Raw genomic sequence first — 19,217 nt, 5'->3', positions numbered from 1 at the left:
AGTTTTAATAAGAGATACAGCGAAAAGAGCCTCCTATGATACGCACTCTTCTATTGTTTGCTTTGTTACTCTCTCCATTGTCCAGCAGTGCTGATGAAGAGAGTAAAGTCATCAAAATTGTCGCCGGAGAATGGCCACCCTTTATTGGCGAGAAACTCGAGAACTTTGGCTATGTTGGCGATAAAGTGCAACGCGTGTTCGCCAGTCAGGGCTATCGAGTTGAGTTCCATTTTTTACCTTGGAAACGCGCGTACAAGAAAGCGAGTGAGGGAGAATATGTGGCAACTGCAGTATGGATGTATGCCGAAGAACGCACCGAACATTTCTATTTCAGCTCACCCGTGGCTCAAGAGCAGTTTGTCTTTTTCCACCTCAAAGAGACACCATTTCGTTGGCAAAGCTTGTCTGATGTTGAGGGGCAACACTTAGGTGGTGGGCTTGGCTACAGCTACGGCAAAGGGCTCGACCAATTGATCGAAAACCAAAAAGTACGCATTACACGCGTTGAAGATCCGACCAAAGCCTTTCAGTTACTGAAATATCGCCGCGTTACCCTTGTCCCTGAAGAGAAGCATATTGGTATGTTTACCTTAAGCCGTCTTCCTACTGATATGCAGGATTTGATCACCTATCACTCAAAACCATTTTTGAGTAACAATAGCTATCTGATGTTCTCCAAATCTCACCCAAAGGGAGCGGAATTGCTCGCCATCTTCAATCAAGGTCTGATGTTGATGGAGAATGCTCAGTAACTGACTCAACCGTTCACTTTTTCTCGTATTACACAATTCGATTCTGCGTTTCTCCAGCCACAAAGGCTGAGATATTATCCATTAATATTTTGGCCAGATTTTGAATCGAAGAATCACTGCCCCAAGCAACATGCGGGGTTAGCAGTAGGTTTGGAAGAGTATGGTTTGCGAGTAAAGGGTTACTGTCATCGGCAGGCTCTTGGGTAAAGACATCACAACCCGCCCCTGCTATTCCACCGCGCTTGAGAGCGTCAACCAACGCCTGTTCATCGACTAAACCACCTCGCCCAGTATTGATGAGAATGGCGCTGGATTTCATTGAGGCTAGCTCTGACGCACCAATGCAGTTCTGGGTTTGCTCATTGAGGGGGCAATGCAGTGTGATCACATCAGAAACCGCCAATAAATGCTCAAAAGGTACATAACCGTCACGGCATGTTGTCGCTCCTTTCCGCTCAGCAAACAACACATTCATCCCAATGGCCTTGGCCAAGGTTGCCGTTGCTTGACCCAACACACCACTACCAATCACACCTAATGTTGAACCTGCCGTATCGCTAATTGGATAAGTAAAGAAACAGAACTGCTTATTGCGTTGCCACTCCCCCAATGCAATATCGTTATGATAGCCTTTGAGGTTACGCTTGAGTGCAAACATCATTGCAATGACATGCTCCGGGACAGACTGAGTGGCATAACCTTGAACATTGGCGACCGCAATCCCCAGCTCCTGACAGCACTCAATATCAACATTATTAAAGCCCGTTGCTGCTATGGCGATCATTTTTAAGTTCGGCAGCTGACGTAACAGACTGCAATCTAAAATGACTTTATTGGTAATAACGATCTGCGCATCTTGTAAGCGCTCTAAGCGTTGATCTGGTGAGGTCAAATCATATTCGATCCATTGATGATCGAATGGTAGGTGAGGCAATTCAATATGAGCAGGGATCGTGGCTCGATCGAGAAAAACAACAGTAGGCAGCGACATAAGATCTCCTAGTGCTGCCAATAATTATGAGAGAGTTAGGGCCGAGGCAGCGTTTTATAGTCCGGTAATTCTCGCACAGGATCGAAATAGTTAAAGATCGCACTCTCTGCTTCAAGATAGAAGTCACACGGAACAAAAATACTTTCAAGCTGATGGGTGTGAGGGTGATAAAAACTCAGCTCAGCTGCATGCAGGCCTAACCTATCAGAGCACGTAAATGCTTCACCTTCAGAGTAAAACTCATCACCGACAATTGGGTGCCCTAATGACTGCATGTGAACACGCAGCTGATGTGAGCGACCTGTAATCGGTAGCAACCTAACAATGGTCGTGTTCTCTTCACGCTTAGCCACTTCAAAACGAGTTTGAGAGGGCTTACCATCCTCAAAGCAGACTTTCTGCCTTGGTCGATTCGGCCAGTCACAAATTAAAGGTAAATCGACTTCCCCTTCATGCTGCTCAAGGTGTCCCCACACACGTGCATAGTAGACCTTGTGTGTTAAGCGATACTGAAATTGCTTTTTCAAAGAGCGTTCAGCGTCTTTATGCTTGGCAAACAGCATTAAGCCCGAGGTATCCATATCAAGGCGATGGACCACTTGAATCTCTGGGTACATTTCCACTAAACGAGACCACAAGCTGTCGTAGTGTTCTTCTAATCGTCCAGGAACAGACAACAACCCTGGCGGCTTATTCGCTACCAAGATGTGTTCGTCTTCAAATACGATATCAACCCAAGGTTCACGCGGTGGGTTGTACTCGGTCATTGCCATGAAAGAATCTCTTTCCGATAAATACAAAAACGTCATTCCCGATAGTGACGAAGGAACGTAGTCGGGAATCTCTAACCATTTAAGAGATTCCTGATATCTCGTTCCTCAATTCAGGAATGACGCATTTAGGTCATTCCCGATAGCGACGAAGGAGTGTAGTCGGGAATCTCCAACCATTTAAGAGATTCCTGACATCTCGTTCCTCAATTCAGGAATGACGCATTTAGGTCATTCCCGATAGTGACGAAGGAACGTAGTCGGGAATCTCCAACCATTTAAGAGATTCCTGACATCTCGTTCCTCAATTCAGGAATGACGCATTTAGGTCATTCCCGATAGCGACGAAGGAGTGTAGTCCGGAATCTCTAACCATTTTAGAGATTCCGGACATCTCGTTCCTCAATTCAGGAATGACGAGTGAAGCGAAAATTAGTTGTGAGAGACAACAATCATACGTAACGAATCCAACTGATACTGAGCTTGGCTGATGTAACCATTGAGCTCTTTAATTTGTGCATCAATCGCTTCAATCTCTTCATCACGAATGTTCGGGTTCACTGCTTTCAGAGCCTGAAGACGCTCTAGCTCTGAATTCAAGCTTGCTTGCATCTCTTGTTGAGCTTGATTGCGAATCGCTTCCACTTTCTCAACAATCAGCTTCTCACCCGCTTCAATCATCTGATGAACTTGCGCTTGAACCGATGCCACTAGCTTAGTCGCAATGTGACGACCTACAGGGCTAAGCTGACGGTTAAAGCTTTCAAATTCAACCTGAGCAGATAGGTCGTTGCCCTTACCATCCATCATCAAACGAATTGGTGTTGTCGGCAAGAAACGGCTAATACCACTGCGCTTCGGCGCTTGAGCATCTACCTTGTACACCAACTCAAGTAACATGGTGCCCACTGGCAGCGCTTTGTTCTTAAGTAGTGAAACTGCGGTTGCACCCACGCCTTCACTCATCAGAAGATCAATACCACCTTGAATCATTGGGTGCTCCCAACTGATGAAGTTCATGTCTTCGCGAGATAATGCGGTTTCACGATCAAAGGTAATCGTCGCCCCTTCATAAGGTAGACCTGGGTAGCTTGGTACCAGCATGTGCTCTGATGGTGTTACAACCAGTGCGTTTTCACCTTTGTCATCTTGATCGAGACCAATGGTATCAAATAGGCTTAGAGCAAACGTCACAAGATTCGTATCACCGTCAGTCGCGGCAATCTTCTCTACGATCGCTTGCGCTTTATCACCACCATTAGAGTGCATCTCTAACAGACGGTCACGGCCTTGTTCTAACTGCGCTTTCAACTCTTTGTTCATTGCTGCAGATTCAGCAATCACTTCATCCAAATCACTGGTATCGCCAGATGCCAGCATCTCGATAAGACGATCTGAGTATTTGTCATACACAGTGCGACCAGTCGGACACGTTTCAGCAAAGGCATTCAGACCTTCATCGAACCAACGCGCTAGAATCGCCTGTGATGTCCCTTGAAGATAAGGAACATGAATATCGATATCGCGGTTTTGACCAATACGATCCAAGCGACCAATACGCTGCTCAAGCAGATCTGGGTTGAACGGTAAGTCGAACATCACTAATTGGTTAGCGAACTGGAAGTTACGACCTTCTGAACCGATTTCACTACAGATAAGAACCTGTGCACCGCCCTCTTCTTGAGCAAAATACGCCGCTGCTTTATCACGCTCGAGGATAGACATCCCTTCGTGGAAGACCGTTGCACGGATACCTTCACGTTCACGCAGCGCTTGCTCTAATTGCAGTGCGGTACTTGCGCGTGACGCGATCACTAAAATCTTTTCACTGCGCTTATCGGTAATTTTCTCAAGTAGCCAGTTTACGCGGCTATCAAATTGCCACCAGCTTGAGTCTTCACCTTCAAACTCTTGGAAAATCTCTTCTGGGTAGAGGTTTTTCACCGCGCGAGCTTCTGGTGACATCTTACCGCCAATCATGCCAGACACTCGCATTGAAGTGGTGTACTGCTGAGGAATTGGCATCGGCATTAAGTGAACGTTACGTTTTGGGAAGCCTTTGATTGCCGCGCGTGTATTACGGAACAGCACTCGTCCAGTACCATGACGGTCCATTAGGTTATCAATCAGTTCTTGACGCGCTGCGGCTTTGGCTTCTTCGTCTGAGTCACTTTCAATGATGCGGAACAGCGGTTCAACATCTTGCTCTGAAAGCAGCTCAGTAATTTGATTTTTCGCTTCGTTTTCAAGCTTTTGACCTGAGAACAGCGCACTTACCGAATCTGCCACTGGTGCGTATTGATCTTCTTCTTTCACGAACTCTTCGTAATCAAAGAAGCGATCAGAATCGAGCAGGCGTAGACGAGCAAAGTGACTCTCACGACCAAGCTGTTCTGGCGTTGCTGTTAGCAGTAGAACGCCAGGTGTACGTTCAGCTAAACCTTCAACGACTTGGTATTCACGACTTGGCTTTTCAGGGCTCCACTCAAGGTGGTGCGCTTCATCCACAACCAATAAGTCCCACTCACCTTCTAGTGCTTGTTCAAAACGTTTGCGGCTCTTGCGCAAGAAGTCGAGAGAACACAGGACATATTGCTGAGTATCAAATGGGTTGTCTGAGTCAGCAAACGCTTCGATGCAGCGCTCTTCATCAAAGATTGAGAAATGCAGGTTGAAACGACGCATCATTTCCACCAGCCACTGGTGTTGCAGTGTTTCAGGCACCACGATTAGGATGCGCTCAGCACGACCCGCCAACACTTGTTGGTGAATGATCATACCCGCTTCGATGGTTTTACCTAGACCAACTTCATCAGCCAGCAAGACGCGCGGTGCATGACGGCGACCCACTTCATGAGCAATATAAAGCTGATGCGGAATCAGACCTGCACGCATACCACATAGGCCACGCATTGGGCTCTTGTGCTGCTCATACTGGTTCATCAAAGCGCGGTAGCGCAGTACGAAGTTGTCCATGCGATCAATCTGACCGGCGTACAACTTGTCTTGCGGTTTGTTAAAACGAATTTGGTTACTCAGCATGATTTCACGTAGAACCACACCTTCTTCACCACTGTCTTCTCGAACGCCTACATAGCTAAATAGGCCTTGGTCTTCGACCACTTGCTCAACTTTAAGAGACCACCCTTCTTGGCTGTCGATCACATCGCCAGCATTAAAGGTTACTCGGGTTACAGGCGCATCATTTCGAGCGTACACTCGGTTTTCTTCAGAAGCTGCAAACATTAGTGTCACAGTACGAGCATCCAATGCTACAACGGTTCCTAAACCTAGATCGCTTTCCGTATCGCTGATCCAGCGCTGGCCCAAAGCAAATGTCATGAATCGACTACCTCATCTATTTAATTCGAAAATGGGTCTATAAATATTAGTTGTTCTTACGCAACTTGAAAGGCAACTGACGAGGAAAAATATGTCAGCCATTGCGCAGAAAAAGGTCGCTAATCTTACTTGAAGCTGTGACATTGGTCACGTACAAAGGCCTCAAAAAACAACAATTTTTTACTCAGCTTGAGCTTGACATCAAAGTGTAAGAAATCAGTGGCACTTCTAATAAAGCGAGCTAAAAATCATGCTTATACTTAAAGGTGAGAATGCATCGTAAGCGTCAACTTTCTGGCTGGCACAAGTGATGCATTCGATAAGGATGACGATCAACACGGGTTTGCAGTTTCTGTAGTCAAACCATCAGTGATCTCTGATTACCGGGCTACATTTCTGCAAGCAACCGCAGGTAGACCACTTCATGCCAAGGTATGAGGGGTAAGCAAGCCGCATGTCGGCAAGGAGACGCTTATGGGTGACACAGACCGGAAAATCTTTGTTCTAGACACCAACATTCTTCTTCATGAACCACTAGCCATCTATTCATTTAAAGAACACGATGTCGTCATCCCGATGACCGTATTGGAAGAACTCGACCGTATTAAGGACAGCAAACGCGATGTCGCCAGAGATGCACGTGTTGCCATTCGTGCCCTTGAAGCGATGTTTAAAGACGCCACCCCTGACGAAATCTCAGAAGGGATCCCTATCCATAAAGAGCAAGACGCAACCGGCAGCATTGCGATTCTTGCTGACTTCGAGCTCCAAGAAACCGTCAAAGCGTTCGCCGATAAAGCGGGCGACAACCGAATTTTAAATGGCGTGCTTTACCTACAAAACAAGCGCGCCCCTCGTGAAGTCATTCTGGTAACCAAAGACATCAACATGCGCCTACGTGCCAAAGGTGCTGGTGTTCGTTTCGTAGAAGACTATCGCAGCGACCAACTGATCGATGATGTCCAATACCTCACCAAAGGTTTTCAGCAGGTTGAAGGTGACTTTTGGAGCAACATAGATGAAGTAGAAAGCCGCAATCTAGCCGGTCGCACCTATCACACACTCGCCAGAGATCCTTTTGAACCGACTTACATCAATCAATATGTGATCGATGAAGAGAGTGACTTTGCCGGTCGAGTCGAAGAGATCGATTCCGATAAAATTACCATTAAAGATCTCAGCCGAGAGCGAATGATGCATCGCCGAGCTTGGGATATAACACCGAAAAACATCTATCAAGGCATGGCGCTCGATGCCCTACTCGACCCAGATATCGATCTGGTGATCTTAACCGGGGCCGCTGGTAGTGGTAAAACATTGTTAGCAATGGCATCAGCTCTGGAACAAACCATAGAGAAAGGGATGTTCGACAAGATCATTGTGACTCGAAATACACCCGACATTGGTGAGTCGATCGGTTTCCTACCCGGCAGCGAAGAAGAGAAAATGCTGCCTTGGTTAGCGGCGATCACCGACACACTAGAAGCACTGCATAAAAACGATCACTGCACGGAAGGATCACTCAAATACATCTGTGATAAAGCCAACATCCAGTTCAAATCGATCAACTTTATGCGTGGCCGCTCGATCCAAAATGCGTTTGTCTTACTCGATGAGTGTCAGAACCTGACGGCTTCACAGATCAAAACCATCATTACCCGTTGTGGTGAGGGAACGAAGATCGTCTGCTCGGGTAACTTGGCTCAGATCGACTCCCACTATCTCACCCCGGTGACTTCGGGTTTAACCTACATGGTTGAACGGTTCAAAAACTTCGAAGGCAGCGCTAACCTTCACCTAAATGGTGTGGTTCGTAGTCGCCTTGCTGAATTCGCCGAAGAGAATTTATAGTCACTCATGCCGAGATATAATTCATATCTCGGCATTTATTTAAAATAATTATTCACAAGCACCACTTAGATATGTTTAACTAACTCCATAAGACGAATAAACATTCAAGGACTGGAGTATGGCCTTTAACCTACGTAATAGAAACTTTCTTAAGCTACTCGATTTCACTCCGAAAGAGATTCAGTTTTTATTGGATCTGTCTGCCGATCTTAAAAAGGCAAAATACGCAGGAACAGAGCAGAAAAAGCTCGTTGGTAAGAACATCGCTTTGATCTTTGAAAAAGCCTCTACTCGTACACGCTGCGCTTTTGAAGTCGCTGCGTTTGATCAAGGCGCTCAAGTCTCTTACATCGGCCCTTCTGGTTCCCAAATCGGTCATAAAGAATCCATGAAAGATACCGCTCGTGTTCTTGGCCGCATGTACGATGGCATCGAATACCGTGGTTTTGGTCAAGAGATCGTAGAAGAGCTAGGCGCTTACGCCGGTGTTCCTGTCTGGAACGGCCTAACCGATGAATTCCACCCGACTCAGATTTTGGCTGACTTCCTAACCATGCTGGAGCACGGCCGTGGCAAGCAACTGCACGAAATCAAATTTGCTTACTTAGGTGATGCTCGTAATAACATGGGTAACTCACTGCTGGTGGGCGCAGCGAAAATGGGCATGGACATTCGCCTAGTCGCACCTAAAGCATACTGGCCAGAAGAAGACCTCGTTGCCGCCTGCCAAGCAATCGGCAATAGCACTGGAGCCAAAATAACCCTCACGGAGAACGTTGAAGAAGGCGTACAAGGTTGTGATTACCTCTACACCGACGTTTGGGTTTCAATGGGTGAAGCACCAGAAGCATGGGATGAACGTGTCGCGATGATGACACCTTACCAAGTGAATATGGATGTCATTGCCAAAACAGGTAATCCACAGGTGAAATTCATGCATTGCCTACCGGCTTTCCACAATGATGAAACCACGATAGGTAAGCAAGTCGCAGAGAAATACGGCATGAATGGCTTAGAAGTGACAGATGAAGTCTTTGAGTCAGAACACTCGATTGTGTTTGATGAAGCAGAGAACCGTATGCACACCATCAAAGCCGTGATGGTCGCCACACTTGGTCAATAAAGTTACACCTGAGTCGACACGAAAAGCCTCGATGTAATCGCTTGCGTTCACCAATCTTCAGCGTATAATGCTCGGCAATTTGTCTGGAGGTAGTAAAACAATGCCACGTAATTCGTGCTCTACAAAGCGTATTACACTGGGTAAGCAGAAGTGCTTATCGGCGTTCGGTTTTTCTATTTCCACCGATTTTTAAAGCCTCCCGTAATGGGGGGCTTTTTTATTGCCTAAATTTCATGACTGGGAAGATGATTATGACCAACACGCTTTATAACAAGCACATTATCTCGATTCCTGAGCTTTCACGTGAAGAGCTCGAATTGATTGTCAAAACGGCTGGTGAGCTAAAAGCCGATCAGAAACCTGAGTTAATCAAAAACAAGGTGATTGCGAGCTGTTTCTTTGAGCCTTCTACTCGTACTCGCCTCTCTTTTGAAACGGCAATCCAACGCATTGGCGGCAGTGTGATTGGTTTTGATAACGGCGGTAACACCTCTCTGGCGAAAAAAGGCGAAACCCTGGCTGACTCAGTGCAGGTTATTTCATCTTACGTAGATGCATTTGTGATGCGTCATCCGCAAGAAGGCGCAGCGCGTTTGGCCTCTGAGTTTTCTAACGGTGTCCCTGTAATTAACGCAGGTGACGGTGCCAACCAACACCCAACACAAACGCTGCTAGACCTGTTCTCTATCGCTGAAACACAAGGCCGTTTAGACAACCTTAATGTAGCGTTTGTTGGCGACCTTAAATACGGCCGTACGGTGCACTCTCTGACTCAAGCGCTGGCAAAATTCAACAATGTGCGTTTCTTCTTTGTGGCTCCAGAAGCGCTAGCCATGCCAGATTACATCTGTGAAGAGTTAGACGAAGCAGGTATTGAATACAGCCTGCACACTGACATGGAAAGCGTGGTACCTGAATTGGACGTTCTGTATATGACCCGTGTACAGAAAGAGCGTTTTGATGAGTCGGAATATGCGCACATTAAATCGGCTTACATCTTAACCGCTGAGCTACTGAAAGACGCGCGTGAGAATCTAAAGGTGCTTCACCCACTACCACGTGTTGATGAAATCACTGTAGATGTGGATAAAACCCCACACGCTTATTACTTCCAGCAAGCAGAAAACGGTGTCTACGCTCGTGAAGCACTGCTTGCTCTAGTGCTAAACGAAACCCTGTAATCGAGAGGAGAACAATCATGTCTAAAGAAACTCAATTGCAGGTTGAAGCAATTAAAAATGGTACGGTTATCGACCATATTCCAGCGCAAATTGGTATTAAAGTGCTAAAGCTGTTCTCTATGCACAAATCAGAGCAGCGAGTAACGGTTGGTCTTAACTTGCCATCTTCTGCGCTTGGTCATAAAGATCTGCTTAAGATTGAAAACGTGTTCATCAGTGAAGATCAAGCAAGCAAGTTGGCACTGTATGCGCCACATGCGACAGTAAACCAAATTGAAAACTATGAAGTCGTAAAGAAACTGCCGCTTGAGTTGCCAGAGCAAGTGAACAACGTGTTCGAGTGCCCAAACAGCAACTGTATTACTCATGATGAGCCAGTCGAAAGCAGCTTCAAAGTGTTTGAGAAGAAAGATGATATTCGCCTGAAATGTAAATACTGCGAGAAAGTATTCTCACGTGAAATCGTTACTGAGCGCTAGTTCATAAGTCACCGTTATCGCTGAGATTTTAATCTATCCTCGCTTCACTTAAGCGGGGATTTTTTCTTTACGCAGCACGCAAATCACGGCACACTGAGTTTTCTTATTTCCCCTAAACAGATGGAACATAATAATGACTAAAGTACTTCACACAGAATCAGCTCCAGCAGCTATCGGCCCATACGTACAAGGCGTAGACCTAGGCAACATGGTTCTGACTTCAGGTCAAATCCCAGTAAATCCAGCAACTGGTGAAGTATCAGAAGATATCGCAGTCCAAGCTCGTCAATCTCTAGACAACGTAAAAGCGGTTGTTGAAGCGTCTGGCCTGTCTGTGACTGATATCGTGAAAATGACTGTATTCGTTAAAGACCTAAACGACTTTGGCACAGTAAATGAAGTTTACGGTAAATTCTTCGATGAGCACAACGTAGCAAACTACCCTGCACGTTCATGTGTAGAAGTGGCTCGTCTACCTAAAGATGTCGGTATCGAGATTGAAGCAATTGCCGTTCGTAAATAGTCGACGTAATTGAAAGAGAAAAGCGAGCTTGAGAGCTCGCTTTTTTGTTGCAATCAATAATAGCGGTCACAGCCTAAATGCAATTGAGGGTCATCCATTAAGTCACTGACTTCAACCTCGAACTTTTGGTGAGAGGTGCGCTCTTCGATGACCACGGCCTGAGCACTCTCATCGACCTCTAGTACCGTACCGATTCCTTGTCGGCATTCAACCAACATGCCTTTTTCAATTTCGCTAATATCCATCTTTTTCTCCTCCGTTACTTAAATAAGTGTACAGCTGACTAAGAAGAAAGGATCAAAAAAGCCGACTCGAAAGCCGGCTTTTGCAATTTTTAAGGGACGATTACATTACTTAGCGAAATCTACACCAATTTGAATGTCGCCATTTAGCGTTTCTAGCATGCCATCTAGCGCTGATTTTTCGAAATCGCTCAGTGGGCCGTAGCTTAGGATTTCTTCAACGCCATTTTTGCCTAGCTTCACAGGTTGAGCGAAGAATGGTGCGTGCTCACCGTCGCCTTCAACATAAGCGTATTCAATAACTTCTTCGCCTTGAGCCGCTTTCACTAGCGCTAGACCAAAGCGACATGCTGCTTGACCCATAGAGAGAGTTGCTGAGCCGCCACCCGCTTTTGCTTCAACAACTTCAGTACCTGCATTCTGGATACGCTTAGTTAGCGCTTCCACTTCTTCAGCTGTGAACTCAACGCCTTCAACCTGAGACAGTAGAGGAAGGATTGTCACACCTGAGTGACCACCGATAACAGGCACACGAACGTCACCTGGATCTTTGTCTTTTAGATCTGCAACAAACGTTTCAGAACGGATAACATCCAGTGTCGTTACACCGAACAGACGACGCTTGTCGTAAACACCGGCTTTCTTTAGGACTTCAGCAGCGATAGGCACTGTTGTATTTACTGGGTTAGTAATAATACCCACGAATGCTTTAGGACAAACGTCTGCAATTTTTTGAGCAAGAGACTTAACAATACCCGCGTTCACGTTGAACAGGTCAGCACGATCCATACCTGGTTTACGTGCAACACCCGCAGAGATAAGTACCACGTCTGCACCCTCTAGTGCCGGAGATGGATCTTCACCAGCGTAACCTTTAATAGATACAGGTGTTGGGATGTGGCTTAGATCTGCAGCAACACCTGGAGTCACAGGTGCGATATCGTATAGCGCAAGATCTGAACCTGCAGGTAGACGGTTTTTCAGTAGTAGGGCTAGGGCTTGACCGATGCCACCAGCGGCACCAATAACGGCTACTTTCATCGTAGTTCTCCTTGAGATGACTCTCTTATATATGTTTTGTTAGTCGATTAAAATCGGTGTGTTCAACCTATAGTAATCACAAGATGATTACAAATGATTAACGTCAGCTTTGCGACCTTGCGCAAGCGGTGAGAAATGGTCGTGACGCCTTTTCGCTATTATGTTCTTAATCCTTTTTAATAACAAAGAATTATAAGGTTTCCTGTCAATAAATCGTGCCAAGTTTACAGTGATTTACTAGACAGATTTGAGGTTTATCGTTGGCACATTTTGCATATCTATGCGAGAATATTCACTTGCTTTTTATAAAACAAACATAGAAAGAGAACCATGCGCCATTCAGAAAAACAAGATAACCTCGTTCGCGCTTTTAAAGCCCTACTAAAAGAAGAACGCTTCGGCTCCCAAGGCGATATTGTGGAAGCTCTTAAAAACGAAGGGTTCGATAACATCAACCAATCTAAAGTGTCACGTATGCTCACCAAATTTGGCGCGGTACGTACACGTAATGCCAAAATGGAGATGGTTTACTGCCTACCGGCTGAACTTGGGGTACCAACTGTCTCAAGCTCACTAAGAGAGTTAGTATTAGACATCGATCATAACAACGCATTAGTTGTCATCCATACCGGACCTGGTGCTGCTCAGTTGATCGCCCGCTTGCTAGACTCACTAGGTAAAGCAGAAGGTATCCTAGGTGTCGTTGCTGGTGATGACACAATCTTCATTACTCCAACGCTGTCTATCTCGACTGAGCAACTGTTTAACTCGGTATGTGAACTGTTTGAATACACGGGTTAAGTTGTCAAAATAACAACGTTTTAACTCTTCAATTGCGCTACGCTCCGTAGCGTGATTGAGATCACATCTTAATAAAATCATGTAACTCACCCCGCCCCAACCTAACCACATGATATAAAAGAATTAAAAGACAAAAACTAGCTAAATAGTTTATGAGACCAATCAGCGGTTTTACCTATATTCTTTAACATCCGTGTAATTATGTGCCAATTTTTTGCTATTATTCAGCCACTTTTTCAACATACGGATTGAAAAAGATGCCGTTTCCAGCAAGAGGAAACTCCCGGAGCAACTACACTTGCAATGGGTTAATAATGAATAAAGGAAGGGAAATTCATGGCATTGAACAAACTTATTAAGGTTGGCGCTATTGCTGCTGCAGTTATGGGCGCAGGCGCGGTTAACGCTCAAGAATTCATCACAATCGGTACAGGTTCAGTAACAGGTGTTTACTACCCAACTGGTGGTGCGATTTGTAAGCTCGTTAACAAAGGCCGTAAAGACCACAACATCCGTTGTTCTGTAGAATCGACTGGTGGTTCGATTTACAACGTGAACACTATCCGTGCAGGCGAACTAGACTTCGGTATCGTTCAGTCTGACTGGCAGTACCACGGCTACAACGGTACAAGTAAGTTTGCAGAGCAAGGCCCGTACAAAGAGCTACGTGCGGTATTCTCTCTACACACAGAACCGTTCAACATCATCGCTCGTAGCGATGCTGGCATTGAAAACGTTTCTGACCTTAAAGGCAAACGCGTAAACATTGGTAACCCAGGTTCTGGTGACCGTGCAACAATGGGTGTTGTCATGGACGCTATGGGTTGGACTAACGATGACTTCAAACTGGCTTCTGAGCTGAAAGGTTCTGAGCGTTCACAAGCACTTTGTGACAACAAGATTGACGCATTCGTTTACGTAGTTGGTCACCCGAATGGATCGATCAAAGAAGCAACGACTTCATGTGATGCGAAGCTAGTTTCTGCAACAGGTGCGAAGATCGATGAGATCGTTGCTGGTAACCCATACTACGCATTCAGCACAGTACCTGCGGGCATGTACCGTGGCACTGACAAAGACGTAAACAGCTTTGGTGTTGCTGCGACTATGGTAACAACAACTAACGTTTCTGACGATGTTGCTTACAACGTAGCGAAATCTGTATTTGAAAACTTCGATACATTTAAGCGTCTACACCCAGCGTTCGCAAGCCTGAAAAAAGAAGACATGGTTCAAGCTGGTCTTTCTATCCCTCTACACCCAGGTGCAGAGAAGTACTACAAAGAAATCGGTCTACTTAAGTAACCATTCTTTGTAATCAGGGGGGCAAACGCCTCCCTGATTCTATCAGCGTTATACACTGATAAATATCATTCAATTTAGGAGTTTCACAATTTTGAAACTCTTCCTCGTTTTATACCTAAGAATCCCGTACGACTGAGCAATATTCCATCTTTTGGCTACACTAAAAGATGCAAAATTAGGTTCTCATAACCAAAACTACACGGACCTCTAATAATTAAGGATTTAGTACATGTCGAAGACAACATCTCCGTCTCAAGATGTGCAAGATATGGTCGCTCAAGCCGACACTGGTGCGCGTGCCCCGCAAGGCATCTCTGGTCGCATCTTGTGGTTTGTGCCGCTATGTTGGTCATTATTCCAACTTTGGTACGCATCCCCCCTGCCGTTTATCTTTGATTTCGCCGTACTCAATGATACTGAAGCACGTTCTATCCACCTAATGTTCGCTGTGTTCCTAGCGTTTACCGCTTATCCAGCACTTAAAAATTCTCCTAGAGATAGAATTCCTGCCATTGATTGGCTATTAGCTTTAGCCGGCAGTTTCTCTGCTGCTTATATTTATATTTTCTACACCGAGCTGGCTGGCCGCTCAGGTGCGCCAACAACACTCGATATTGTTATCGCTGTGACGGGTATGGTGCTCCTACTTGAAGCGACCCGCCGTGCGTTAGGTCCACCACTGATGGTGGTTGCTGCTGTATTCTTGCTGTACACCTTTGGCGGCCCACATATGCCAGACGTTATCGCCCACAAAGGCGCAAGCTTGAACAAGGCGATGTCGCACTTATGGCTAACTACAGAAGGTGTCTTCGGTGTTGCTCTGGGTGTCTCAACCTCATTCGTTTTCCTATTCGTTCTGTTTGGTGCCATGCTTGAACGTGCTGGTGCAGGTGCTTACTTCATCAAAGTAGCATTCTCATTGCTTGGTCACATGAAAGGTGGCCCAGCGAAAGCAGCGGTTGTCGCATCAGGCTTGTCTGGTCTTGTTTCAGGCTCATCGATTGCAAACGTAGTAACAACAGGTACGTTTACTATTCCTCTGATGAAGCGCGTTGGCTTCCCAGGAACCAAGGCGGGTGCAGTAGAAGTTGCCGCTTCAACAAACGGTCAGCTAACACCACCAATCATGGGTGCTGCTGCCTTTTTAATGGTTGAGTATGTCGGCATTTCTTACGTTGAAGTTATCAAGGCAGCAATCCTTCCTGCACTGATTTCTTACATCGCTCTTATCTACATTGTTCACCTTGAAGCTTGTAAAGCGGGCATGACTGGCTTACCTCGCCGTCATACACCAAAGCTGATTCATAGCCTACTGTCATTTACCGGCACTATCTTAGGTCTATGTGTAATCAGTGCTGCGGTTTACTACGGTGTGGGTTGGACCAAAGATGTCTTTGGTGATGCAGCTACGCCGATCGTGACGGTTGCTCTTCTGGTTGCTTACGTCGCTTTAGTCAACATTTCGGCTAAGTACGCGAAAGAAGGCGCTATGGAGATCGATGCGGAGTTAACGGAAGTTCCTGATCCAGGCCCAACGATCAAATCTGGCTTGCACTTCCTATTACCGATTGTTGTTCTTGTATGGTGTCTGACTGTTGAGCGTTTCTCTCCAGGTCTATCAGCATTCTGGGCAACGGTATTCATGATCTTTATCTTGATCACTCAACGTCCTTTGATTGCGATCCTTTCGAAAGAAGGCAGCATTGCTGAGCAAACTAAAGCTGGCTTTATTGATCTCGCTGAAAGCTTAGTGTCGGGTGCTCGTAATATGATTGGTATCGGTGTTGCGACGGCAGCAGCAGGTACAGTGGTTGGTGTGGTAACGCTAACGGGTATCGGTCTTGTTATGACAGACTTCGTTGAGTTTATCTCTGGCGGTAACATCATTCTGATGCTGCTATTTACTGCAGTGATCAGCTTGATTTTAGGTATGGGTCTGCCGACAACGGCAAACTACATCGTTGTATCAACCTTGATGGCGCCGGTTATCGTGACTTTGGGTGCGCAAAGTGGTCTGATTATTCCACTTATCGCGGTTCACTTATTTGTGTTCTACTTCGGTATTTTAGCCGATGATACACCACCTGTAGGTCTAGCCGCATTTGCCGCGGCAGCGATTGCCAAATCGGATCCAATTCGAACTGGTATCCAAGGCTTTACCTACGACATTCGAACGGCCATCTTGCCATTTATGTTTATCTTCAATACCCAGCTACTACTGATGGGGATTGATAGTATCTGGCACTTAATGCTGACGATCATATCGTCCGTCATCGCCATGTTGATTTTCTCAGCGGCGACACAAGGCTGGTGGTTTACCAAGAACAAATGGTGGGAAACCGTTGCCCTATTGGTGCTTACGTTTACTTTCTTCCGCCCAGGTTTCTGGTGGGATCAAATTTACCCTGCGAAGGTTCTGCACCCAGGTACTGAGATCGTACAAATCACTGACCAATTGAAGGTAGGTGAAGAGGTAGAGCTACTGGTTGCTGGTGAGAATTTAGAAGGTGATTACATCTCTAAAACGGTTCGTCTACCATTTGATGACCGTGCTGAAGGCGGTGAAGAGCGTATTTCGTCAATGGGCCTTATGCTGAACGATGCCAACGGTCGTATGTTGGTCGATATGGTTGAATTTGGTAGCCCTGCTGAAGCAGCCGGTGTCGACTTCGATTGGGAGATTCGTTCGGTTGTGGTTGACGCTGATCGACCAATGAAAGAGTGGGTCTTTGTACCGGCACTGATTCTTCTGATTGGCCTTGCAATGAACCAAAGAAGACGAGCTCGAAAGGATGAGATGAGCGCGTAACTTAATCAGCCCTACTGACTCAGTAGGGCTACAATTAAGCTAAGGATGCATTTCACTCCCCCTTATGGTGTTTTAAGGGGAATACAAAGAGATTTCATAATGTATAAGCAAATTCTTGTTCCTGTAGACCTCAACGACAAAGGCTTTTCCGACAAAGCGGTTGAACTAGCAGTGTGGCATGCTAAGCACTCTAAAGCCGAAGTTCACTTGTTGAATGTACTTCCTGGTATTCACATGTCGATGGTTGCGTCTTACTTTCCGAAAGATGCCGTTCAAAACATGAAGAGTGATGTTGAAGATCAACTAAGAGAGTTCGCGGTCAACCACATCGATGAAGACGTGGTATATAAAGTACACGTTGGTGAAGGTAAGCCGTATTCCACTATTCTGGATTACGCAGAGAAACTTGGTGCTGACCTAATTGTTATGCCAAGCCATAAACGTTCTAAGATCGACAAAGTGGTTCTAGGTTCAGTTGCGAGTAAAGTAGTCGAAAACTCACCGATCAATGTTCTGGTTGTGAAACCACAAGGCTAAGACTGAGCACACTGCTCTCTGCTCATTAAGAATAAAGGCGCACTCTGCGCCTTTTTTGATCCCACTCGTTTATTAATAGCTAATTCCTATCAAAACTATCGAATCAATCGAATTTATTTAATGAGAATAATTATCAATAATAACCTTATCGAGTTACTGAGATAACAAAGCAGATGACTGCTTACGTTGAACAAGGTTATTACCATGAAAAAGACACTGACATTCGCCGCTATTCACTTCACTATCGCCTTTACTGTCGCGTACGTGCTGACCGGAGATATCTTAATCGGTAGTCTGATTGCCATGGTCGAGCCTTCTGTAAACTCAGTAGCGTTTTACTTCCATGAGCGGATATGGCAAACCAGCCAAGCATTGCAGAATTTAGCTCGCTCAGCCAAGGTGAAAACCACCAGCTTCGCTATCGTGCACTTCAGTGTTGCATTCGGAGTGGTTTACTTAATGACTGGTGATGCGTTTGTCGGTGGGGTAATGGCTGCTATCGAGCCAACCATTAATACTGTGGCTTACTATTTCCATGAAAAAGTGTGGCTACGCAAACAAGATAGCCACTCTTCGAATTGGATGTGTGCACACGCTTAAAGCGGGAAGTGGGTAACGCAAAGGTCCTTGCTCAAGCCCACTTTAAACTGCTGGCTTTGACCATCGAGTGTCACGTCTAATTGATAGAGATCGTTTGGATTAGGTGACTTAGGATCAATATAGACGGGCGCTTCCACTTGGAACAAAGCACTTACATGGTCATTACGCACATCTATTGGTAAGTGATACGTCATGCCATTGAATTTTACCGACGCTGAAATCAAACCAGAAGCATAAGTTTTATAGTGCAGATCCACCATAAACTCACAGCCACCACCATGGTGCCAAATTTGCTCCGTGGTAATGTGCTCTAGGCGAACATGACGAATAAACTGCAGATAAGGCTCTTCCCAAATCCCCATGCGAGAGTCTTTTTTCTGCTGTTGTTCTCCAAGGTGACACAGCTCTGGCTGCTCTTCTTCGAACAGTAAATCCTCTTCCTCTTCTAGGAATAAAATCTCAAAGCGATTACGGCCAAGTTGCATGTATGGACGAATGTCTTTCTTATACTCAGATTGAGAGCCATCACAGTCAAAAACGGCGACGCCATTGAGGCGAACTTCGGCATGATAATCAACACCTGCAATCACCAAATCCACGGCAGGAAATGCCATCATGGCTTCATCCACTTCGATGTCATGCATTAAGTGCCACTCTTGAGCTGCAATCGCACTCTCTGACAAACTGTCAGGAAGCCGAGCGCTCAATGGAGCGGGAAAGGTAATGTCATCTTGAGGTATTGAGAGGTCTGTAAGAGGTGATATTTGCCAAAGACCTGCAAGTGATAGCCGCATATTCCTTCAATCTTAGTGCTATAGAGAGGTCGGAAGATTATAGTGTAGCCTATGGCATAAAGATATAAAAATGCCA

General features: G+C 45.7%; 17 protein-coding genes. 11 read left to right on the top strand and 6 right to left on the bottom strand.

What is annotated here, in order from left to right:
• The first annotated feature begins 35 nt into the window (after window positions 1–35).
• Window positions 36–752, top strand: coding sequence for a substrate-binding periplasmic protein (locus EJ063_RS16990; protein WP_126575528.1), 717 nt, complete (start codon window positions 36–38; stop codon window positions 750–752).
• Window positions 753–780: 28 nt separating this feature from the next.
• Here the strand turns inward: EJ063_RS16990 and EJ063_RS16985 are convergent, their stop codons facing one another.
• The 3 genes from EJ063_RS16985 to rapA all read right to left on the bottom strand — a co-directional run bounded on the left by EJ063_RS16985 (window position 781) and on the right by rapA (window position 5,855).
• Window positions 781–1,743: a D-2-hydroxyacid dehydrogenase gene (locus tag EJ063_RS16985; protein WP_126575527.1), complete on the bottom strand. Its 963-nt coding sequence runs from the start codon at window positions 1,741–1,743 to the stop codon at window positions 781–783.
• A 35-nt stretch (window positions 1,744–1,778) separates the two neighbouring features.
• On the bottom strand, window positions 1,779–2,516 hold the full coding sequence (gene rluA / locus EJ063_RS16980; RefSeq protein ID WP_126575526.1) for a bifunctional tRNA pseudouridine(32) synthase/23S rRNA pseudouridine(746) synthase RluA: 738 nt from the start codon (window positions 2,514–2,516) through the stop codon (window positions 1,779–1,781).
• 429 nt (window positions 2,517–2,945) lie between these two features.
• Window positions 2,946–5,855 (bottom strand): RNA polymerase-associated protein RapA, encoded by a 2,910-nt coding sequence (gene rapA, locus EJ063_RS16975; protein WP_126575525.1) that lies wholly within the window; start codon window positions 5,853–5,855, stop codon window positions 2,946–2,948.
• A 474-nt stretch (window positions 5,856–6,329) separates the two neighbouring features.
• Between rapA and EJ063_RS16970 the strand changes: the two genes are divergently transcribed.
• From EJ063_RS16970 to EJ063_RS16950, 5 genes are all read left to right on the top strand, one after another.
• Complete coding sequence (locus tag EJ063_RS16970; RefSeq protein WP_126575524.1) at window positions 6,330–7,706, top strand: PhoH family protein; 1,377 nt, start codon at window positions 6,330–6,332, stop codon at window positions 7,704–7,706.
• A 118-nt stretch (window positions 7,707–7,824) separates the two neighbouring features.
• A complete protein-coding gene (locus tag EJ063_RS16965) occupies window positions 7,825–8,829 on the top strand; it encodes an ornithine carbamoyltransferase (RefSeq protein WP_126575523.1) in 1,005 nt (334 codons plus the stop codon).
• 251 nt (window positions 8,830–9,080) lie between these two features.
• Window positions 9,081–10,010, top strand: coding sequence for an aspartate carbamoyltransferase (gene pyrB, locus EJ063_RS16960; protein ID WP_126575522.1), 930 nt, complete (start codon window positions 9,081–9,083; stop codon window positions 10,008–10,010).
• Window positions 10,011–10,027: 17 nt separating this feature from the next.
• On the top strand, window positions 10,028–10,489 hold the full coding sequence (pyrI, locus tag EJ063_RS16955) for an aspartate carbamoyltransferase regulatory subunit (protein WP_126575521.1): 462 nt from the start codon (window positions 10,028–10,030) through the stop codon (window positions 10,487–10,489).
• A gap of 133 nt (window positions 10,490–10,622) precedes the next feature.
• Window positions 10,623–11,012, top strand: a complete 390-nt coding sequence (locus tag EJ063_RS16950; protein ID WP_126575520.1) for a RidA family protein — start codon at window positions 10,623–10,625, stop codon at window positions 11,010–11,012.
• Between the two features lie 53 nt (window positions 11,013–11,065).
• Here EJ063_RS16950 and EJ063_RS16945 read toward each other — a convergent pair whose 3' ends face one another.
• Both EJ063_RS16945 and mdh read right to left on the bottom strand, forming a co-directional pair.
• Window positions 11,066–11,257: a hypothetical protein gene (locus EJ063_RS16945; protein WP_126575519.1), complete on the bottom strand. Its 192-nt coding sequence runs from the start codon at window positions 11,255–11,257 to the stop codon at window positions 11,066–11,068.
• A 105-nt stretch (window positions 11,258–11,362) separates the two neighbouring features.
• Complete coding sequence (mdh, locus tag EJ063_RS16940) at window positions 11,363–12,295, bottom strand: malate dehydrogenase (RefSeq protein WP_126575518.1); 933 nt, start codon at window positions 12,293–12,295, stop codon at window positions 11,363–11,365.
• Between the two features lie 330 nt (window positions 12,296–12,625).
• Between mdh and argR the strand changes: the two genes are divergently transcribed.
• The 5 genes from argR to EJ063_RS16915 all read left to right on the top strand — a co-directional run bounded on the left by argR (window position 12,626) and on the right by EJ063_RS16915 (window position 18,347).
• Window positions 12,626–13,096: a transcriptional regulator ArgR gene (argR, locus tag EJ063_RS16935; protein WP_126575517.1), complete on the top strand. Its 471-nt coding sequence runs from the start codon at window positions 12,626–12,628 to the stop codon at window positions 13,094–13,096.
• Window positions 13,097–13,432: 336 nt separating this feature from the next.
• Entirely contained in the window at window positions 13,433–14,401 is a 969-nt protein-coding gene (locus tag EJ063_RS16930; RefSeq protein WP_126575516.1) for a TAXI family TRAP transporter solute-binding subunit, read from the top strand.
• A 229-nt stretch (window positions 14,402–14,630) separates the two neighbouring features.
• Window positions 14,631–17,210, top strand: coding sequence for a TRAP transporter permease (locus tag EJ063_RS16925; protein WP_126575515.1), 2,580 nt, complete (start codon window positions 14,631–14,633; stop codon window positions 17,208–17,210).
• A gap of 99 nt (window positions 17,211–17,309) precedes the next feature.
• Window positions 17,310–17,747, top strand: coding sequence for a universal stress protein (locus EJ063_RS16920; RefSeq protein ID WP_126575514.1), 438 nt, complete (start codon window positions 17,310–17,312; stop codon window positions 17,745–17,747).
• 204 nt (window positions 17,748–17,951) lie between these two features.
• Window positions 17,952–18,347 carry a DUF2061 domain-containing protein gene (locus tag EJ063_RS16915; RefSeq protein WP_126575513.1) on the top strand — a complete coding sequence of 132 codons (396 nt, stop codon included), beginning with the start codon at window positions 17,952–17,954 and terminating at the stop codon, window positions 18,345–18,347.
• Here the strand turns inward: EJ063_RS16915 and EJ063_RS16910 are convergent.
• The gene (locus EJ063_RS16910; RefSeq protein WP_126575512.1) at window positions 18,344–19,141 is read right to left on the bottom strand and encodes a glycosyl hydrolase 2 galactose-binding domain-containing protein; all 798 of its coding nucleotides are present in this window, start codon (window positions 19,139–19,141) and stop codon (window positions 18,344–18,346) included. The genes EJ063_RS16915 and EJ063_RS16910 overlap by 4 nt on opposite strands.
• Window positions 19,142–19,217 lie beyond the last annotated feature (76 nt).

It is taken from the genome of Vibrio aquaticus, assembly GCF_003970385.1.
Taxonomy (GTDB): Bacteria; Pseudomonadota; Gammaproteobacteria; order Enterobacterales; family Vibrionaceae; genus Vibrio; species Vibrio aquaticus.
The sequence above is the reverse complement of the archived record's forward strand: the minus strand, read 5'-3'. Positions and strand labels throughout refer to the sequence as shown.

Bases quoted from the DNA above. Each gene is read 5' to 3' on its own strand.
- EJ063_RS16990 (WP_126575528.1), top strand. From the start codon at position 36: ATGATACGCACTCTTCTATTGTTTGCTTTGTTACTCTCTCCATTGTCC.
- EJ063_RS16985 (WP_126575527.1), bottom strand. From the start codon at position 1,743: ATGTCGCTGCCTACTGTTGTTTTTCTCGATCGAGCCACGATCCCTGCT.
- rluA (WP_126575526.1), bottom strand. From the start codon at position 2,516: ATGGCAATGACCGAGTACAACCCACCGCGTGAACCTTGGGTTGATATC.
- rapA (WP_126575525.1), bottom strand. From the start codon at position 5,855: ATGACATTTGCTTTGGGCCAGCGCTGGATCAGCGATACGGAAAGCGAT.
- EJ063_RS16970 (WP_126575524.1), top strand. From the start codon at position 6,330: ATGGGTGACACAGACCGGAAAATCTTTGTTCTAGACACCAACATTCTT.
- EJ063_RS16965 (WP_126575523.1), top strand. From the start codon at position 7,825: ATGGCCTTTAACCTACGTAATAGAAACTTTCTTAAGCTACTCGATTTC.
- pyrB (WP_126575522.1), top strand. From the start codon at position 9,081: ATGACCAACACGCTTTATAACAAGCACATTATCTCGATTCCTGAGCTT.
- pyrI (WP_126575521.1), top strand. From the start codon at position 10,028: ATGTCTAAAGAAACTCAATTGCAGGTTGAAGCAATTAAAAATGGTACG.
- EJ063_RS16950 (WP_126575520.1), top strand. From the start codon at position 10,623: ATGACTAAAGTACTTCACACAGAATCAGCTCCAGCAGCTATCGGCCCA.
- EJ063_RS16945 (WP_126575519.1), bottom strand. From the start codon at position 11,257: ATGGATATTAGCGAAATTGAAAAAGGCATGTTGGTTGAATGCCGACAA.
- mdh (WP_126575518.1), bottom strand. From the start codon at position 12,295: ATGAAAGTAGCCGTTATTGGTGCCGCTGGTGGCATCGGTCAAGCCCTA.
- argR (WP_126575517.1), top strand. From the start codon at position 12,626: ATGCGCCATTCAGAAAAACAAGATAACCTCGTTCGCGCTTTTAAAGCC.
- EJ063_RS16930 (WP_126575516.1), top strand. From the start codon at position 13,433: ATGGCATTGAACAAACTTATTAAGGTTGGCGCTATTGCTGCTGCAGTT.
- EJ063_RS16925 (WP_126575515.1), top strand. From the start codon at position 14,631: ATGTCGAAGACAACATCTCCGTCTCAAGATGTGCAAGATATGGTCGCT.
- EJ063_RS16920 (WP_126575514.1), top strand. From the start codon at position 17,310: ATGTATAAGCAAATTCTTGTTCCTGTAGACCTCAACGACAAAGGCTTT.
- EJ063_RS16915 (WP_126575513.1), top strand. From the start codon at position 17,952: ATGAAAAAGACACTGACATTCGCCGCTATTCACTTCACTATCGCCTTT.
- EJ063_RS16910 (WP_126575512.1), bottom strand. From the start codon at position 19,141: ATGCGGCTATCACTTGCAGGTCTTTGGCAAATATCACCTCTTACAGAC.